Raw genomic sequence first — 12,783 nt, 5'->3', positions numbered from 1 at the left:
TCGTGTCGAAGCAAGGCAGTAATCCGGCTTTTCAGGAGACCCCCCATGAAAAAGCTGCTTGCCCTCCTGCTCATCGTTCCCGCTACGGCTTTTGCGGACTCGGCGGCATTCCCGGACGGTTCCGCGAGCCCCAGCGCGGCCGACATCCAGCAACGCCTCTCGGGCAAGGCGTTCGACATCAAGATCGCCGACGGCAGCACGTGGCATGTGCAGTACGGCAACAACGGCGACTACGACTTCAAGTCGAGCAAGGGCTTTGCCGATCACGGCGACTGGAAAGCCGAGGACGGCAAGATCTGCAGCAAAGGCAGCAAGATGCCGTATTCGTGCAACGAAGTGCGCATGAAAGGCGCCGACCTGTATCTCAAGCGCGACAACGGCGAGATCATCCAGTTCGTCGACTCGCAGTGAGCGACGCCTGGCAGGCCCAACCAATCGAAAGCCAATCGTCGGCCATCGATCGCCGTTGGGCCTAAACTACCGGCATGCCGCCCACTCCAGACGAGTGCATGCCAGCTAGCGCAGCTCTGCACGCCGATGCGCCCACGCTCACCCATGCGCATCCTGAACCGCCCGACGCCGAGCCCCTGCTCGACCCGGCACTCCTGCGCCGTCTATTGCGCGCGAAGGACCGCATGGACGCCGCCTCTCTCGAGGCCTGGCCCGTCAAGCGCCTGGCCGAGGTCAGCGGCGTATCCGAAGCGCATTTCGCGCGTTCCTTCAAGCGCGCCTTCGGCCTCCCGCCGCATCGCTACCTTCTCACGCGGCGCATCGAGCAGGCCACCACCCTGCTGCGCGACACCGATCTCGACATCACGGATATCGCCTTCGCCACCGGCTGGGAGAGTTTGGGCACCTTTGGCCGCACGTTCCGCGACGTGACCGGCTCGAGCCCCAGCGCCGTGCGCGTTCAGGCGCGGGCCAGCCTGCCCGGGATCGACCGCGTGCCTGCCTGCGTGCTGAAAGCCGCACAGCGCCCCGACCTCACGACAGCAGTTTTGGAGAAGCGGCGGCGTGCGGGCAACGCTAAAGTGCGGCCCTGAAGTGCGGTCACTAACCAGGGAGGTGTTATGAATCAGGGTATCAATGTGGTGGGCCTATACGTCGACGACCAGGACGCGGCACTCAAGTTCTACGTCGACAAACTCGGATTCAGTGTGCATACCGACGTGCGCAATGGCGCGTACCGCTGGCTCACGGTCCAGCACCCGGAGCAGTCGTCCTTCCAGCTCGGGCTTTTCCTGCCCGGGCCGCCCGTTCACGACGAGGCCACCGCGCAAACGCTGCGCGCCATGGTCGCAAAGGGCGCCATGCCGCCCCTCGTACTCGCCGTGGCCGACTGCCGCGCGAGTTACGAGCGCCTGAAGGGCCTGGGCGTGGAATTCACCCAGGAGCCGGTCGACCGCTACGGCAGCGTCGACGCGGGTTTCCGCGATCCCGCCGGCAACGGCTGGAAGATGATCCAGGCGCCGAAGCAGTCATAGCGGCCAGGCATGCGCGGCTTCGAAGGCGATGACTCGCACGCGCGCGCGATCGCCCACCCGGTCCAGATACGTTTCGCCAATGCTCATGAATCCATTGAAGCGCTTTTCGCTTCATTGCCATACTTTTATGCTTGGGTGCCACTGAGCGTTAACGCCTGGCGCACCACCAGGCGGCACTGCACTTCGTGGCGGCAATTTGATGACAATTCAATGACTGATCGCGTACCGGAAAATCATGCACGGATCAGGAGGCGGTCAGGGCGTGGCGTCCCAGCCGTGTGACGCGAGGATCTTGTCGAGCAGGAAGCGCAGCGCAACGCGCTCGGCCTCGTTCAGCCCGTGGTAAAGGTCGCTGTCGCGCTTGTCCAGGGTCGGGCCGATCTTCTTGAAGATCTTGCGGCCTTCGGCGGTGAGCGAAATGATGACGCTGCGCCCATCCTTGTCGTTGCCCGTGCGCGCGAGGATCTCCTTCGAGAGCATGGCCTCCACCGTGCGGCTCGCCTGACTCTTGTCGAGGTTGGCGCGCCGCGAGATATCCATCACAGTTTGCGGACCGAACGTGCCGATCGCGGCGATGATGCTTGCCTCCGGATACGGCACACCCAGCTTGTCGCGCGACATCTCACTGCTCATGCGGTCGGCGATCTTGGTCAATGCCTTCAGCCGATAGGTCAGCGAGGCGTCTGCGCCTGGCTCATTCGTGCTTGCCATATGCCCACTCGAGAATTGGATCCGCAAACCCGCGAAAGAAACCCGGGTATGTTGCCCTGATCCTGCCCGCGAGGTCAACTGTGGGGCGCACACTTGTCAGGAGCGAAGAGTGGGCGCCGTCCGCTTCAATACGGTGCATGCAGTGTGCGAAGACGCAATACGCAGCGTCGATGGCCATATCCATTTTCATCACTCGCATTCATCGTAGCCGCTTATACTGCACGCGTTCAACGCGCGAAGATGGCCATGAGCAAACGAATGACTGTCCGGCAGTCGCCGGTGCACGGAAAAGGCGTCTATGCGTTGCGTCCCCTGCGGGCCGGCGAGCGCATCTTCGAATACAAAGGCAAGATCATGAGCTGGCGTAGCGCGGCCCGGCGTTATCGTCTGCGTGAAGACGGCGCGCATACGTTTCTCTTCGGCCTTTCCGATGGCCGCGTAATCGACGGCGGCCAGGGCGGCAACTGGGCGCGCTGGCTCAATCACGCGTGCCAGGCGAACTGCGAAACCATCGAAATCAACGGCCACGTGTTCATCGACGCGTGCCGCGACATCCTGCCAGGCGAAGAGCTGTTCATCGACTACGCGCTCGAATTGCCCGACGACGCCTGCGAAGACAACGTGCGCGAATACACCTGCCGCTGCGGCGCGCCGGTGTGCCGCGGGACGATGCTCGCCGGCGCCAGTGTTGGCGTTGGTGTCAGCGCCGGTGTTGTCGCCGACACCGGCGTGAGCAGCATCGTCAGCGTAGTCAGCCTGTTTTAGGCGATGCGGAACTGACTTTGCCGAGGGGCGATTGAGCCGGCTGTCCCTCAATTCGAAGCCGTTTTGCGTGCGGCGGCGTCGGTGGACGGTCCGGTTCCGCGCAGGTTCGTCACGTTTTGCAGCAGGTCGAACCAGAACGGCGCGCCGAACAACGTTGCACTCGCCGTGAGCAGCCAGCCGACGATCATCCAGGCCACGCCGTCTGCATAGGCACCATCCCTTTGCCAGCCGATCGGCAACTGGTTCATCAGGGAAACCGCGCCGGAAGACGCGTTTGCGTGCAACGCACCCGCGAGCGAGGGATGCAACCATAGAATCCTGAACAGAAACACCGTATCGATGTTCAGTGCGATCACGATGACGAGCGCCACGGCAAATGAAATGAACTGCGACCAGCGCTTGTAGGTGCCGGAGAGCCTGTCCATGCCGTTGTCGAACCACTTGCCGAGCGCGTCCGAAAACTGGCCGACATCCTGGTTGGCGTGGCGGTACATTGCCTGCAATACCTCCCTCAACTGCTGGTTCTGTATGGTGGCAATCGACTGACCGATGTCCTGGTCCGCACCGGGCGCGCGCCGAAGGATATCGATCATCGCGAGGGCAAAGTCATTCGACGGAATATAAGAGGGCTTGTACTTCAGGTCGCTCGCATTCGTCGCGTCCCCAGAGTCGCGCGGGCTCACGAGCGCGTGGTTGTAGAGGTCGCGCGCCATGCCGTTGAACTGCGGGTCGTTCAGGATCTGCTTGATGCCAGATAGCAGACATTTCGCGCGCAACTGCAAGAGCGACGCAAAAAGCTCGGTCACGGTGCTGACGGCAAGGCTCACCGCGAAATAGCAGAACACTAAACCAATGCCGACTTCGAGTACGGTGCTGTTGAACATGTGCGGCTCCGCGTGCTTGCGCTTCAAAGAGATGAGAGACTGCGCAGCCGGCTGCTCTTCAAAGCCTGTTCGTGACATTCGCGTGGCGGGAGCCCTCTCTTCAACAATCAGCTGTTTTGGCACGACGCTCAAGACCGTAAATGCGGGTTGTGTGGGCAATCTCACACAGAGAAAGCAACGGAGGAACTGCTCGCCTTAACTGCCGATACAAGAATTCAAACCTTCGCAGTTCGAATCATCCGTGGATCGAAACGATGATTCGAAACCTGTCGCACTCGGCACTTCGCTCCACGTCCAGCCGACATAGAGGGCCGGAGCCGCGCGGTCTTCATGCGCGTGCGGCAGCACCGGCACTTTGCGGCCTGCTACGGCACGCTATGCCTGCAGCACCGCGGGGTCGATATATCCCGGCACCGCAGCCGAAAGCGATTGCTTCAGTTCACGGCTGCCCGCATCCGCGAGCACTTCGCTCTCTCCCGTTTCGAGCGCATCGTAGGCCTGGCGAACGACATCGACGGGACTCGCTTTCGGCACGTCGAAATCCTTCGTGAGATCGGTATCCACGAAGCCGACATGCACGCCGACCACGCCGATCTTGCGTTCCCTGAAGTGCAGACGGATGTTGTTGGTATAGCTCCAGGCCGCCGCCTTCGAAGCGGAATACGGCGCGAGGAACGGCACGGCTCGCCACGAAATATCGGAGAGCACGTTAATTACGCCACCGTTGCCATCGCTGGGCAGCACGGCTTCGAACGCGCGCGTCGTGCGAATGACGCCATAAAAGTTCGTTTCGAAGATGCGCCGCGCCTGGTCTTCCGCCTCTGCCGCAAGCGGGGACGCGAGAATTTCCGCAATGCCCGCGTTGTTCACGAGCACGGTCACGTCCGAGGCGATCTTGGCGGCCGCCGTAACGGAGTCCGGATCCGTCACGTCGATCTTGACCGGAATGATGCCGGGTTCGCTAAAGCCTTCCGGATTGCGCACCCCGGCGTAGACTTTCGCGGCACCGCGGACCAACGCCTCGCGTGCAAAAGCCAGACCGAGGCCACGGCTTGCGCCGGTTACAAACACAACGGAATTCCTGATCTTCATTTCGAATCTCCAAAAGAATGAGTCATGGACAGTGATAGTTTGAAATCAGGCCGGGAAGCGCTCGCGGTGGGCGCGAATGAACGTCTCGACCGTCTGCGGCGCTTTTCCGGTCACTTGCTCGATGATGCTGTCGGTACCCTTGAACACGCCGTTCTGGTAATCGACGGCGACTTCGATGAAATGCTGGATCGCAAACTCGGGAAGGTCGTACTTCTGCAAATGTGCGCGATATTCGTCGAGCGTGCCCGGGCGATAAACGATCTTCCGGTCGATGACCTTGCCGATCTCGTCGGCAATGCCATGGTGGTCGAGTTCGACCGGCCCGCAAAGCTCGTAGCGCTTGCCAATATGGCCCGACGGCTGCGCGAGCACCGTGGCGATGAAGCGGGCCTGATCAACGGCGGCGATCGGCGCATGGCGTCCCGCTCCGTAAGGCAGCGTGATCTGTCCTTCGTTGACGATGGTGTCGCGCACCCACGGGAAAATCAGCCATTCGGAAAAGAAGGTCGGGCGAACATGAATGGTCGGCACCCCTGACCAGTCGAGCACGCGCTCGGCGATCCAGTGATCGCGCGCGGCGTGGCTCTTCGCGTTCTCGCGCGCGGAGATCTGCGACATTTCCACGACGACTTCGAGACCGGCGCGGCGCGCGGCGTCCGCGAAATACGCGGTGCCCTGAATGAACCCGGGACTGACGGGATAGCACAGGTAAGCGCCCGTCACGCCCGAGGTGGCGCGAATCAGGTCGTCGTGATCGAGCAGATCGCCCACCACGACTTCGGCGCCGGCGGCGCGCAGCGAGGCACTGCGCGCGTCTTCCGCACGGACCATTGCGCGAACCGCGTGTCCGGCTTCGAGCAGGTTATTGACCACGTGCACGCCGGTTTTGCCCGTGGCGCCGGTAATCAGAAATTTACGCTGTTGCATGATGAGTTCTCCGCCGAAAGTGCATATGCACATAGGTAAGCAAATAAAATCGCCAGTCTCTGGCGACAGCTTTCGTTCAGATCGATTCGATGTGTTGCCTGACGTCTTCCAGCAGCGACGCAGAAGCGTCCGGATCGGGGATGATGCGCGCCATGGTCAGCGCGCCGATCATGGCCGCGAGTGCGAAAACGGCCTGCGAGCGGTCTGCCTCTTCCTCCGGTGTCGCCATGCGCGCCGCCAGCATGTCCACCAGCGCGTCGAACCCGCGCGACGCCGCCGCGCGCGTCGCGTCGTCCGCGCGCGCCAGCTCGCTGCCCATGCCGGCAAGCGGGCAACCGTTCGCTCGCGCGTCGCGATGACCGGTGGACATGTACGCGTCCACGACAGCGCGGAACGCGTCCTCGCCCGTGGCCCCATCCGCAGCGGCGACGAGGTTCTCGACGATGCCGGCCAGCCCCACTTCGCACGCCTCGGCAACCAGTTGGTCCTTCGACTCGAAATGGCGGTAAAAGCCGCCATGCGAAAGTCCGGCGGCGGCCATTACGTCGGCGAGTCCCGTTGCATGGATGCCATTCGCCCTGAATGCCCCAGCGGCGACTTCCACGATGCGCTCCCGCGTCTGCGCCGTTTCTACCTTCGACTTCCTCATGATGACCCGCGCTCCGTGCTTCGATGTTGTTTAGATGGTAGTCATCATCTAAATGGAAGTCAAGGCGCGTTTTGGCGACGCGAACATCGCAGGGCAGCCACACGGACCGATTTCTGCACGTATTTAACGGCGGCGCTACACTCGTGCGGTTGTCGAAAGGCCGCGCCCACTGGCCATCGCTTTGGCTGGCTCATTAGGCAGCAGAGGCGAAACAGCCAGCGCGCGGACGCTTCGATTGCACGATCAAGAACGACAAATCCCCACTCTCGGAGAGCCCCCTCCATGACGACGTTGACAATCAACGGAGAAACTCATACGGTCGACGCGCCGCCCGACATGCCGCTGCTCTGGGTCCTGCGCGACATCGTCGGCCTCACCGGCACGAAGTTCGGCTGCGGTATTGCGCAGTGCGGCGCATGCACGGTGCATCTCGACGGTGAGGCCGCGCGCTCGTGCGTGCTGCCCGTCGCGGCCGTTGCGGGCCGCAAGATCACCACCATCGAGGCGATCGGCGCCACCCCCGTCGGACAGAAGGTGCAGAAGGCCTGGCGCGAGATCGACGTCGTGCAGTGCGGCTACTGTCAATCGGGGCAGGTGATGTCGGCGACAGCGCTCATCGCCGCGAATCCGAACCCGAGCGACGCGGATATCGACGCCGCCATGGCGGGCAACATCTGCCGCTGTGGCACCTATGCGCGCATTCGCGCCGCCATCAAGCAAGCCGCGAAGGAGGCCTGAGATGTCACAAGGTCTCCTCGATGCGCAAAACGGCGCGCCGGAACGCAAGCTTCATGTCACCGCAAGCGGCTCACTCTCGCGACGCACGTTTCTCAAGCTCGGCGCGGCGGCGGGCGGCGGCCTGCTGCTCGGCATCAGCTTTTCTGCCGGCGCGCAGGGCGACAGCCAGACGCGTCGATCGGTCGTAGGCGGCGACGGCAACGAAGCCCCGCAAGACGGCGTGTTCGAGCCGAACGCCTTCGTGCAGATCGACCGCTCGGGCAAGGTCACGCTCATCGTCCCGAAGGTGGAGATGGGGCAAGGCGTGTACACCTCGATTCCGATGCTGATCGCGGAAGAACTCGAAGTGCCGCTCGATAGCGTCACGATCGATCACGCGCCGCCCAACGCGAAGCTCTTCACCGATCCGCTGCTGGGCGGCCAGCTCACGGGCGGCTCGACGTCGATTCGCTTTGCCTGGCAGCCCATGCGCGAAGCGGGCGCCGCCGCGCGCACCGCTCTGATCCAGGCGGCGGCGCAGCAGTGGCAAGTCGATCCGGCCACCTGCCACGCCAAAGCGGGCGAGGTGCTGCACGACGCGAGCGGGCGGCGCATCGCCTATGGCCAGCTCGTCGATGCGGCCGCTCATCTGCCCGTACCGCAGAAGGTCGCGCTCAAGGAGCCGAAAGACTTCACGCTGGTCGGCAAGCCCACAAAGCGCCTCGACTCGCCGGAGAAGGTGGACGGCTCGGCGCTTTTCGGCCTCGACGTGCGCCTGCCCGACATGGTCTACGCCGCCATCGTGAACTGTCCTGTGTTCGGCGGCACGCTCGCGAAGGTCGACGACACGCACGCGAAGCAGGTTCCCGGCGTCAAGCAGGTCGTGAAGATCGACAACGCCGTGGCCGTGATCGGCGCGCACACCTGGGCCGCGAAACGAGGCGCTGCTGCGCTCGTCGTCGAGTGGAACGAAGGCGCGGGCGCGACGGTTTCGATGCAGCAGATCGTCGCCGATCTCGCGAGCGCCTCGCAACGCGAAGGCGCCGTCGCGCGCAAGGACGGCGACGTGCAGCAGGGGTTCGGCACCGCAAAAACGCGCATCGACGCCGTCTATCAGCAGCCCTTCCTTGCACACGCAACGATGGAGCCGGTCAACTGCACGGTCCACGTACAACCCGATAGCTGCGAAATCTGGGTGGGCAGCCAGGTGCCCACGCGCGCCGTGGATGCGGCCGTGGCCGTCACGGGTCTGAAGCCCGAGCAGGTCACGCTGCACAATCACCTGCTTGGCGGCGGCTTCGGGCGGCGACTCGAAACCGATTTCATTACCCAGGCCGTCAAGATCGCCAAACAGGTCGGCGTGCCGGTCAAGGTCTTCTATACGCGCGAAGAAGATATCCAGCACGACATGTACCGGCCGTATTACTACGACCGTCTCTCGGCCGGACTCGACGCGAACGGCAAGCCCGTGGCCTGGCAGCATCGCATCGCGGGCTCCTCGATCATGGCGCGCTTTGCGCCCCCCGCGTTCCAGCACGGCGTCGACCCCGACGCCGTCGAAGTCGCCGCCGACCTGCCCTACGACCTGCCGAACCAGCTGATCGAATACGTGCGCCAGGAACCGCACGCGGTGCCCACCGCGTTCTGGCGCGGCGTGGGGCCCACGCGTGGCACGTTCGTGGTGGAGAGCTTCGTCGACGAACTGGCCGTGGCCGCGAAAACCGATCCGGTCACCTACCGCCGCAATCTGCTCGGCAAGTCGCCACGCGCACTCAATGTGCTCGACGTAGCCACGCGCGCCGCGAACTGGGGACCACCCATGCCGAAGGGCCAGGGACGCGGCGTTTCGGTGATGCACGCGTTCGGCAGTTTCCTCAGCATGGTGGCGGACGTCACGGTGGACGACGGTGAGGTGCGTGTAAACCGCGTGGTCTGCGCCGTGGATTGCGGCATGGCCGTGAACCCGGAGACCATCGAGGCGCAGATCCAGGGCGGCATCGTGTTCGGTATCACGGCGGCGCTGTGGGGCGAGATCACGATCGAGCGCGGACGCGTCACGCAAACCAATTTCACCGACTACCGGATCATGCGCATCGACCAGATGCCGGTGATCGAAGTGCATCTCGTGAAGAGCGCCGAAGCGCCCGGCGGGATCGGCGAGCCCGGGACCTCGGCGGTCATACCGGCCGTGGCGAATGCGATCTACGCGGCGACCGGAAAGCGTCTGCGCCACTTGCCAGTGGGCCGCCAGCTCGTGAACGCGGGCGCGTCCGCGCACTCGGCTTGAGGGAGCGAACCATGACGAAAACGATCGACGCATCCCAACGAGCCCGCGGCCTACGCCGCTTTGCCGGCGCAGCGCTCGCACTCGCTGCATTCGCCGGCGTGACTGCGCGCCCCGCCCTCGCGGCGGGCGCTGCGGACGCCGCCACGATCCAGCGCGGCGCCTACCTCGCCGCCGTGGGCGACTGCGCAGCGTGCCACACGGCGCCGCACGGCAAGCCGTTTGCAGGCGGCCTGCCGATGAACACGCCGCTTGGGCGCATCTACTCGACCAACATCACGCCCGACCCGGACACCGGAATCGGCGGCTACACGCAAGCGGACTTCGCGCGCGCCATGCGCGAGGGCGTTGCCAAGGACGGCCACAACCTCTATCCGGCGATGCCTTATCCCTCGTATGCGAAGGTGCGCGACGAGGACGTCGCCGCGCTCTACGCATACTTCATGCAAGGCGTGCAACCGGTCAAGCAGAGCAACCGAGACGCCGACATCAAGTGGCCGATGAACATGCGCTGGCCGCTCAAGATCTGGAACGCCGTCTTCCTCGAGAAGGGCGCGTACCAGGACAAAGCGGGCAAGGACATGGCATGGAACCGCGGCGCGTATCTCGTGCAGGGCCTCGGCCATTGCGGCTCGTGCCACACGCCGCGCGGCATCGGTTTCAACGAGAAGGCGCTCGACGAAAGCGGCGACGCCTGGCTCACGGGCGCCCTGCTCGACGGCTGGTTCGCCTCGAACCTGACCGGCGCGCACAACACGGGCCTCGGGCGCTGGAGCGCAGCGGACCTCGCGCAGTTCCTGAAGACGGGCGCGAACCAGCACGCCTCGGCGTTCGGCTCGATGACCGACGTGATCAACAAGAGCACCCAGAGCATGAACGACGCGGACGTCAACGCGATCGCCGTCTACCTGAAGTCGCTGCCGGCGAAGGGCGACGACGGCGGAACGGCCTACGCCTATGACGCGCAGGCGACGAAAGTCTCGCTCTCGCGTCCGGCGAACGATGCGGGCGCGCGCGTCTACACGGCGTATTGCATGCATTGCCACGGCGCCGACGGGCGCGGCTTCGCGCCGATGTTCGCGCCGCTCGCGGGCAATCCGAACGTGCTGGAGAAGGACGCGTCGTCGCTCATCAACGTCACGCTCAACGGCACCGGGGATCTCGTGATCCAGGGCATGCCCGCGCCGTACCCCATGCCCGCTTATGCAGATGTCCTAAGCGACAAGCAGATCGCCGATGTGCTCACGTTCGTTCGTGCGGGCTGGAACAACAAGGCAGGCGCGGTGGGCGCGGCAGAGGTCGCGAAGATGCGCACGAGGACGCAGGCGGCGCGGTAGGAGGGAGTGTTGAAGCGATCGCGCCGGCCATGATTGCGGCCGGCGCGAATGTCGTGAAACGACTGTAGCGTTAGTGAGCGAGCGGTTGCGTCACGTCCTGGCCGAACCACTGCATGGAGATTTTCTTGAGCGTGCCGTCCTGCTTGAGCGAGGTGAGCGCATCGTTGATCGCCTTCTCGAACTTCGGATTGCCCTTGCGGAACGGAATGGCCATTTGCTGATCGGCGCCCGGCAAGACGGCGCCCGGACGCAGCGGCAGGTTCGACGTCTTGATGATGTACGGCAGCATCAGGCGATCGTCCATCGTCGCGTCGATGCGCTTCGCGGCCAGGTCGCGCAGCTTCTCGGGCGCGCCGGGATACGTCTGCACGTTGATGCCCTGCACGGCGCGCGCCATCTGGTCATAGTTGGTGCCGAGCGTCACGCCGAGCTTCTTGTCGCCCTTGAATTCGTCGAGCGTCTTGAATTCGCGTTTGTCGTCGGAGCGCTGGATCAGCTGCGCGGCCGAGTACGTGTAGGGCTGGCTGAAGTCGAGCGCCTGCTGACGTTGCGGCGTAATGGTCACCTGATTGACGATCACGTCGAACTTGCCGGCCTGCAGCGCGGCGATAATGCCGCTCCACTCGGTGGGAATGAACTCGGGCTTGACCCCGAGCTTGGCCGCCACGGCCTTCGCGACGTCCACGTCGAAGCCGACGAGGTCGCCCTTGCTGTCACGGGAATCGAACGGGGGATAGGTGCCTTCCAGACCGATCTTGAGCACCCCGGCCTGTTTGACCGAATCCAGCAGGTCTTCCGCATGGGCGGAAACGGCGGTAAATCCGAGTGCCGATACAGCTAGCGCGCTTGTGAACAGGAGCTTCTTCAACTTCATTCAACCTCTCCTCTTTATGTGGATGTCTGGACTGCTTCGCGATGGCACATCAGCGCCCCCCGAGGCCGCGTCGCTAGAGAATACTACGATCGGCAGCGCGTTCGTAGCCCGCACAACTGAGTACTTTCCCGCGCTGGGCGGGGTGCGGAACGGGGCACATCGCCTTTGAGATCCGCGGCTTTCTGAAATGTAGGGATTCGCTTAATAGCGCGCTCACGCGCGGCGCAATCAGCCTGCAGCAGCGTTCATCGCCTTCACGGCCTCGAACGCGCCGCTCACCATCGCGCTCACCACCGGCTCGACCTTCTGCGCTAGCGACGGCACGTAGTCGAACGGCGCAGCCTCGCTCATGTACGTCGACTGGCACATTTCGAGTTGCACCGCATGCACGCCGTCCTGCGGCGCGCCGTAGTGACGCGTGTTGTAGCCGCCCTTGAAGCGGCCATTCGCGATCCACGTGAAGTCGCTCGCAGCCGCCGCGCGCTCGACCGCCGCCTGCACCGGCGCTGCCGCCGTGCGCCCGTCCTGCGTGCCGATGTTCAGATCGGGCAGCTTGCCGTCGAATAGCCGCGGCAGCACGCTCGCAATCGAGTGCGCCTCCCACAGCAGCACGTTGGCGTGCTGCGCGCGCAGGCGCTGCAGCTCGGCGCGCAGCGCGTCGTGATACGGCTGCCAGTAGGTGCCGACGCGGCGTTGCCGCTCGTGCGCATCAGGCGCGCGGCCCTCGCGATAGAGCGCCTCGCCGCGGAACGTTTCGGTCGGGCACAGCGAAGTCGTCGTCTGCCCTGGATACAGGCTTTCGTCGTTGGGCGGCCGGTTCAGGTCGATCACATAGCGCGACACCCGCGCACCGAGTATCGTCGCGCCCAGCGTCTTCGCAAACGCATAGAGCCGGTCGAGATGCCAGTCGGTATCGGCGACCGTGAGCGCGACGTCCGTATACGCGTCGCGCAGCGTCTCGGGAACCTGGGTGCCGAGGTGGGGAATCGAGATCAGCAGCGGCGCCGTGCCGCGTTCGAGCGTAAAGAGGTCGGTCATGGGAGCTCCGTTCGGTTGGCC

At 64.2% G+C, this 12,783-nt stretch carries 14 protein-coding genes; 7 read left to right on the top strand and 7 right to left on the bottom strand.

Annotated elements, in window-relative coordinates:
* Window positions 1-45: 45 nt before the first annotated feature.
* The 3 genes from BFD71_RS10485 (at window position 46) to BFD71_RS10475 (ending at window position 1,484) form a co-directional block, all read left to right on the top strand.
* Entirely contained in the window at window positions 46-411 is a 366-nt protein-coding gene (locus BFD71_RS10485; protein WP_069263210.1) for a hypothetical protein, read from the top strand.
* A 98-nt stretch (window positions 412-509) separates the two neighbouring features.
* Complete coding sequence (locus BFD71_RS10480; protein WP_069263207.1) at window positions 510-1,043, top strand: helix-turn-helix transcriptional regulator; 534 nt, start codon at window positions 510-512, stop codon at window positions 1,041-1,043.
* 27 nt (window positions 1,044-1,070) lie between these two features.
* A complete protein-coding gene (locus BFD71_RS10475; protein WP_069263204.1) occupies window positions 1,071-1,484 on the top strand; it encodes a VOC family protein in 414 nt (137 codons plus the stop codon).
* Window positions 1,485-1,739: 255 nt separating this feature from the next.
* On the opposite strand, the gene BFD71_RS10470 is transcribed toward BFD71_RS10475, so the two are convergent.
* Window positions 1,740-2,195: a MarR family winged helix-turn-helix transcriptional regulator gene (locus tag BFD71_RS10470; RefSeq protein WP_069263201.1), complete on the bottom strand. Its 456-nt coding sequence runs from the start codon at window positions 2,193-2,195 to the stop codon at window positions 1,740-1,742.
* 246 nt (window positions 2,196-2,441) lie between these two features.
* On the opposite strand from BFD71_RS10470, the gene BFD71_RS10460 reads away from it, so the two are divergent.
* Window positions 2,442-2,960 carry an SET domain-containing protein gene (locus tag BFD71_RS10460; RefSeq protein ID WP_083245191.1) on the top strand — a complete coding sequence of 173 codons (519 nt, stop codon included), beginning with the start codon at window positions 2,442-2,444 and terminating at the stop codon, window positions 2,958-2,960.
* Window positions 2,961-3,007: 47 nt separating this feature from the next.
* On the opposite strand, the gene BFD71_RS10455 is transcribed toward BFD71_RS10460, so the two are convergent.
* From BFD71_RS10455 to BFD71_RS10440, 4 genes are all read right to left on the bottom strand, one after another.
* Window positions 3,008-3,844, bottom strand: coding sequence for a hypothetical protein (locus tag BFD71_RS10455; protein WP_069263561.1), 837 nt, complete (start codon window positions 3,842-3,844; stop codon window positions 3,008-3,010).
* A gap of 375 nt (window positions 3,845-4,219) precedes the next feature.
* Window positions 4,220-4,936, bottom strand: coding sequence for an SDR family oxidoreductase (locus tag BFD71_RS10450; RefSeq protein WP_069263193.1), 717 nt, complete (start codon window positions 4,934-4,936; stop codon window positions 4,220-4,222).
* A 45-nt stretch (window positions 4,937-4,981) separates the two neighbouring features.
* Entirely contained in the window at window positions 4,982-5,863 is an 882-nt protein-coding gene (locus BFD71_RS10445) for an NAD(P)H-binding protein (RefSeq protein ID WP_069263558.1), read from the bottom strand.
* 76 nt (window positions 5,864-5,939) lie between these two features.
* A complete protein-coding gene (locus tag BFD71_RS10440) occupies window positions 5,940-6,512 on the bottom strand; it encodes a TetR/AcrR family transcriptional regulator (protein ID WP_069263191.1) in 573 nt (190 codons plus the stop codon).
* Between the two features lie 282 nt (window positions 6,513-6,794).
* Here BFD71_RS10440 and BFD71_RS10435 point away from each other — a divergent pair, with 282 nt between their 5' ends.
* Genes BFD71_RS10435 through BFD71_RS10425 form a run of 3 tightly spaced genes read left to right on the top strand, consistent with a single transcriptional unit; the run spans window position 6,795 to window position 10,850 of the window.
* Window positions 6,795-7,250, top strand: a complete 456-nt coding sequence (locus BFD71_RS10435) for a (2Fe-2S)-binding protein (protein ID WP_069263188.1) — start codon at window positions 6,795-6,797, stop codon at window positions 7,248-7,250.
* Between the two features lies 1 nt (window position 7,251).
* Entirely contained in the window at window positions 7,252-9,516 is a 2,265-nt protein-coding gene (locus BFD71_RS10430; RefSeq protein ID WP_069263185.1) for a xanthine dehydrogenase family protein molybdopterin-binding subunit, read from the top strand.
* Window positions 9,517-9,527: 11 nt separating this feature from the next.
* Entirely contained in the window at window positions 9,528-10,850 is a 1,323-nt protein-coding gene (locus tag BFD71_RS10425) for a c-type cytochrome (RefSeq protein WP_083245169.1), read from the top strand.
* 70 nt (window positions 10,851-10,920) lie between these two features.
* On the opposite strand, the gene BFD71_RS10420 is transcribed toward BFD71_RS10425, so the two are convergent.
* Both BFD71_RS10420 and hutG read right to left on the bottom strand, forming a co-directional pair.
* Window positions 10,921-11,724 carry a transporter substrate-binding domain-containing protein gene (locus BFD71_RS10420; protein ID WP_069263183.1) on the bottom strand — a complete coding sequence of 268 codons (804 nt, stop codon included), beginning with the start codon at window positions 11,722-11,724 and terminating at the stop codon, window positions 10,921-10,923.
* Window positions 11,725-11,952: 228 nt separating this feature from the next.
* Window positions 11,953-12,762 carry an N-formylglutamate deformylase gene (gene hutG / locus BFD71_RS10415; RefSeq protein WP_069263181.1) on the bottom strand — a complete coding sequence of 270 codons (810 nt, stop codon included), beginning with the start codon at window positions 12,760-12,762 and terminating at the stop codon, window positions 11,953-11,955.
* Between the last annotated feature and the right edge of the window lie 21 nt (window positions 12,763-12,783).

Origin of the sequence: Paraburkholderia nodosa, assembly GCF_001718195.1 — a bacterium.
Taxonomy (GTDB): Bacteria; Pseudomonadota; Gammaproteobacteria; order Burkholderiales; family Burkholderiaceae; genus Paraburkholderia; species Paraburkholderia nodosa_A.
Note: the sequence above shows the minus strand (reverse complement) of the source record. Positions and strands in the feature narration are given on the sequence as shown.

What these genes read in the sequence shown, in the direction of transcription:
- BFD71_RS10485 (WP_069263210.1), top strand. Translation starts at nt 46, where the DNA reads ATGAAAAAGCTGCTTGCCCTCCTGCTCATCGTTCCCGCTACGGCTTTT.
- BFD71_RS10480 (WP_069263207.1), top strand. Translation starts at nt 510, where the DNA reads ATGCCAGCTAGCGCAGCTCTGCACGCCGATGCGCCCACGCTCACCCAT.
- BFD71_RS10475 (WP_069263204.1), top strand. Translation starts at nt 1,071, where the DNA reads ATGAATCAGGGTATCAATGTGGTGGGCCTATACGTCGACGACCAGGAC.
- BFD71_RS10470 (WP_069263201.1), bottom strand. Translation starts at nt 2,195, where the DNA reads ATGGCAAGCACGAATGAGCCAGGCGCAGACGCCTCGCTGACCTATCGG.
- BFD71_RS10460 (WP_083245191.1), top strand. Translation starts at nt 2,442, where the DNA reads ATGAGCAAACGAATGACTGTCCGGCAGTCGCCGGTGCACGGAAAAGGC.
- BFD71_RS10455 (WP_069263561.1), bottom strand. Translation starts at nt 3,844, where the DNA reads ATGTTCAACAGCACCGTACTCGAAGTCGGCATTGGTTTAGTGTTCTGC.
- BFD71_RS10450 (WP_069263193.1), bottom strand. Translation starts at nt 4,936, where the DNA reads ATGAAGATCAGGAATTCCGTTGTGTTTGTAACCGGCGCAAGCCGTGGC.
- BFD71_RS10445 (WP_069263558.1), bottom strand. Translation starts at nt 5,863, where the DNA reads ATGCAACAGCGTAAATTTCTGATTACCGGCGCCACGGGCAAAACCGGC.
- BFD71_RS10440 (WP_069263191.1), bottom strand. Translation starts at nt 6,512, where the DNA reads ATGAGGAAGTCGAAGGTAGAAACGGCGCAGACGCGGGAGCGCATCGTG.
- BFD71_RS10435 (WP_069263188.1), top strand. Translation starts at nt 6,795, where the DNA reads ATGACGACGTTGACAATCAACGGAGAAACTCATACGGTCGACGCGCCG.
- BFD71_RS10430 (WP_069263185.1), top strand. Translation starts at nt 7,252, where the DNA reads ATGTCACAAGGTCTCCTCGATGCGCAAAACGGCGCGCCGGAACGCAAG.
- BFD71_RS10425 (WP_083245169.1), top strand. Translation starts at nt 9,528, where the DNA reads ATGACGAAAACGATCGACGCATCCCAACGAGCCCGCGGCCTACGCCGC.
- BFD71_RS10420 (WP_069263183.1), bottom strand. Translation starts at nt 11,724, where the DNA reads ATGAAGTTGAAGAAGCTCCTGTTCACAAGCGCGCTAGCTGTATCGGCA.
- hutG (WP_069263181.1), bottom strand. Translation starts at nt 12,762, where the DNA reads ATGACCGACCTCTTTACGCTCGAACGCGGCACGGCGCCGCTGCTGATC.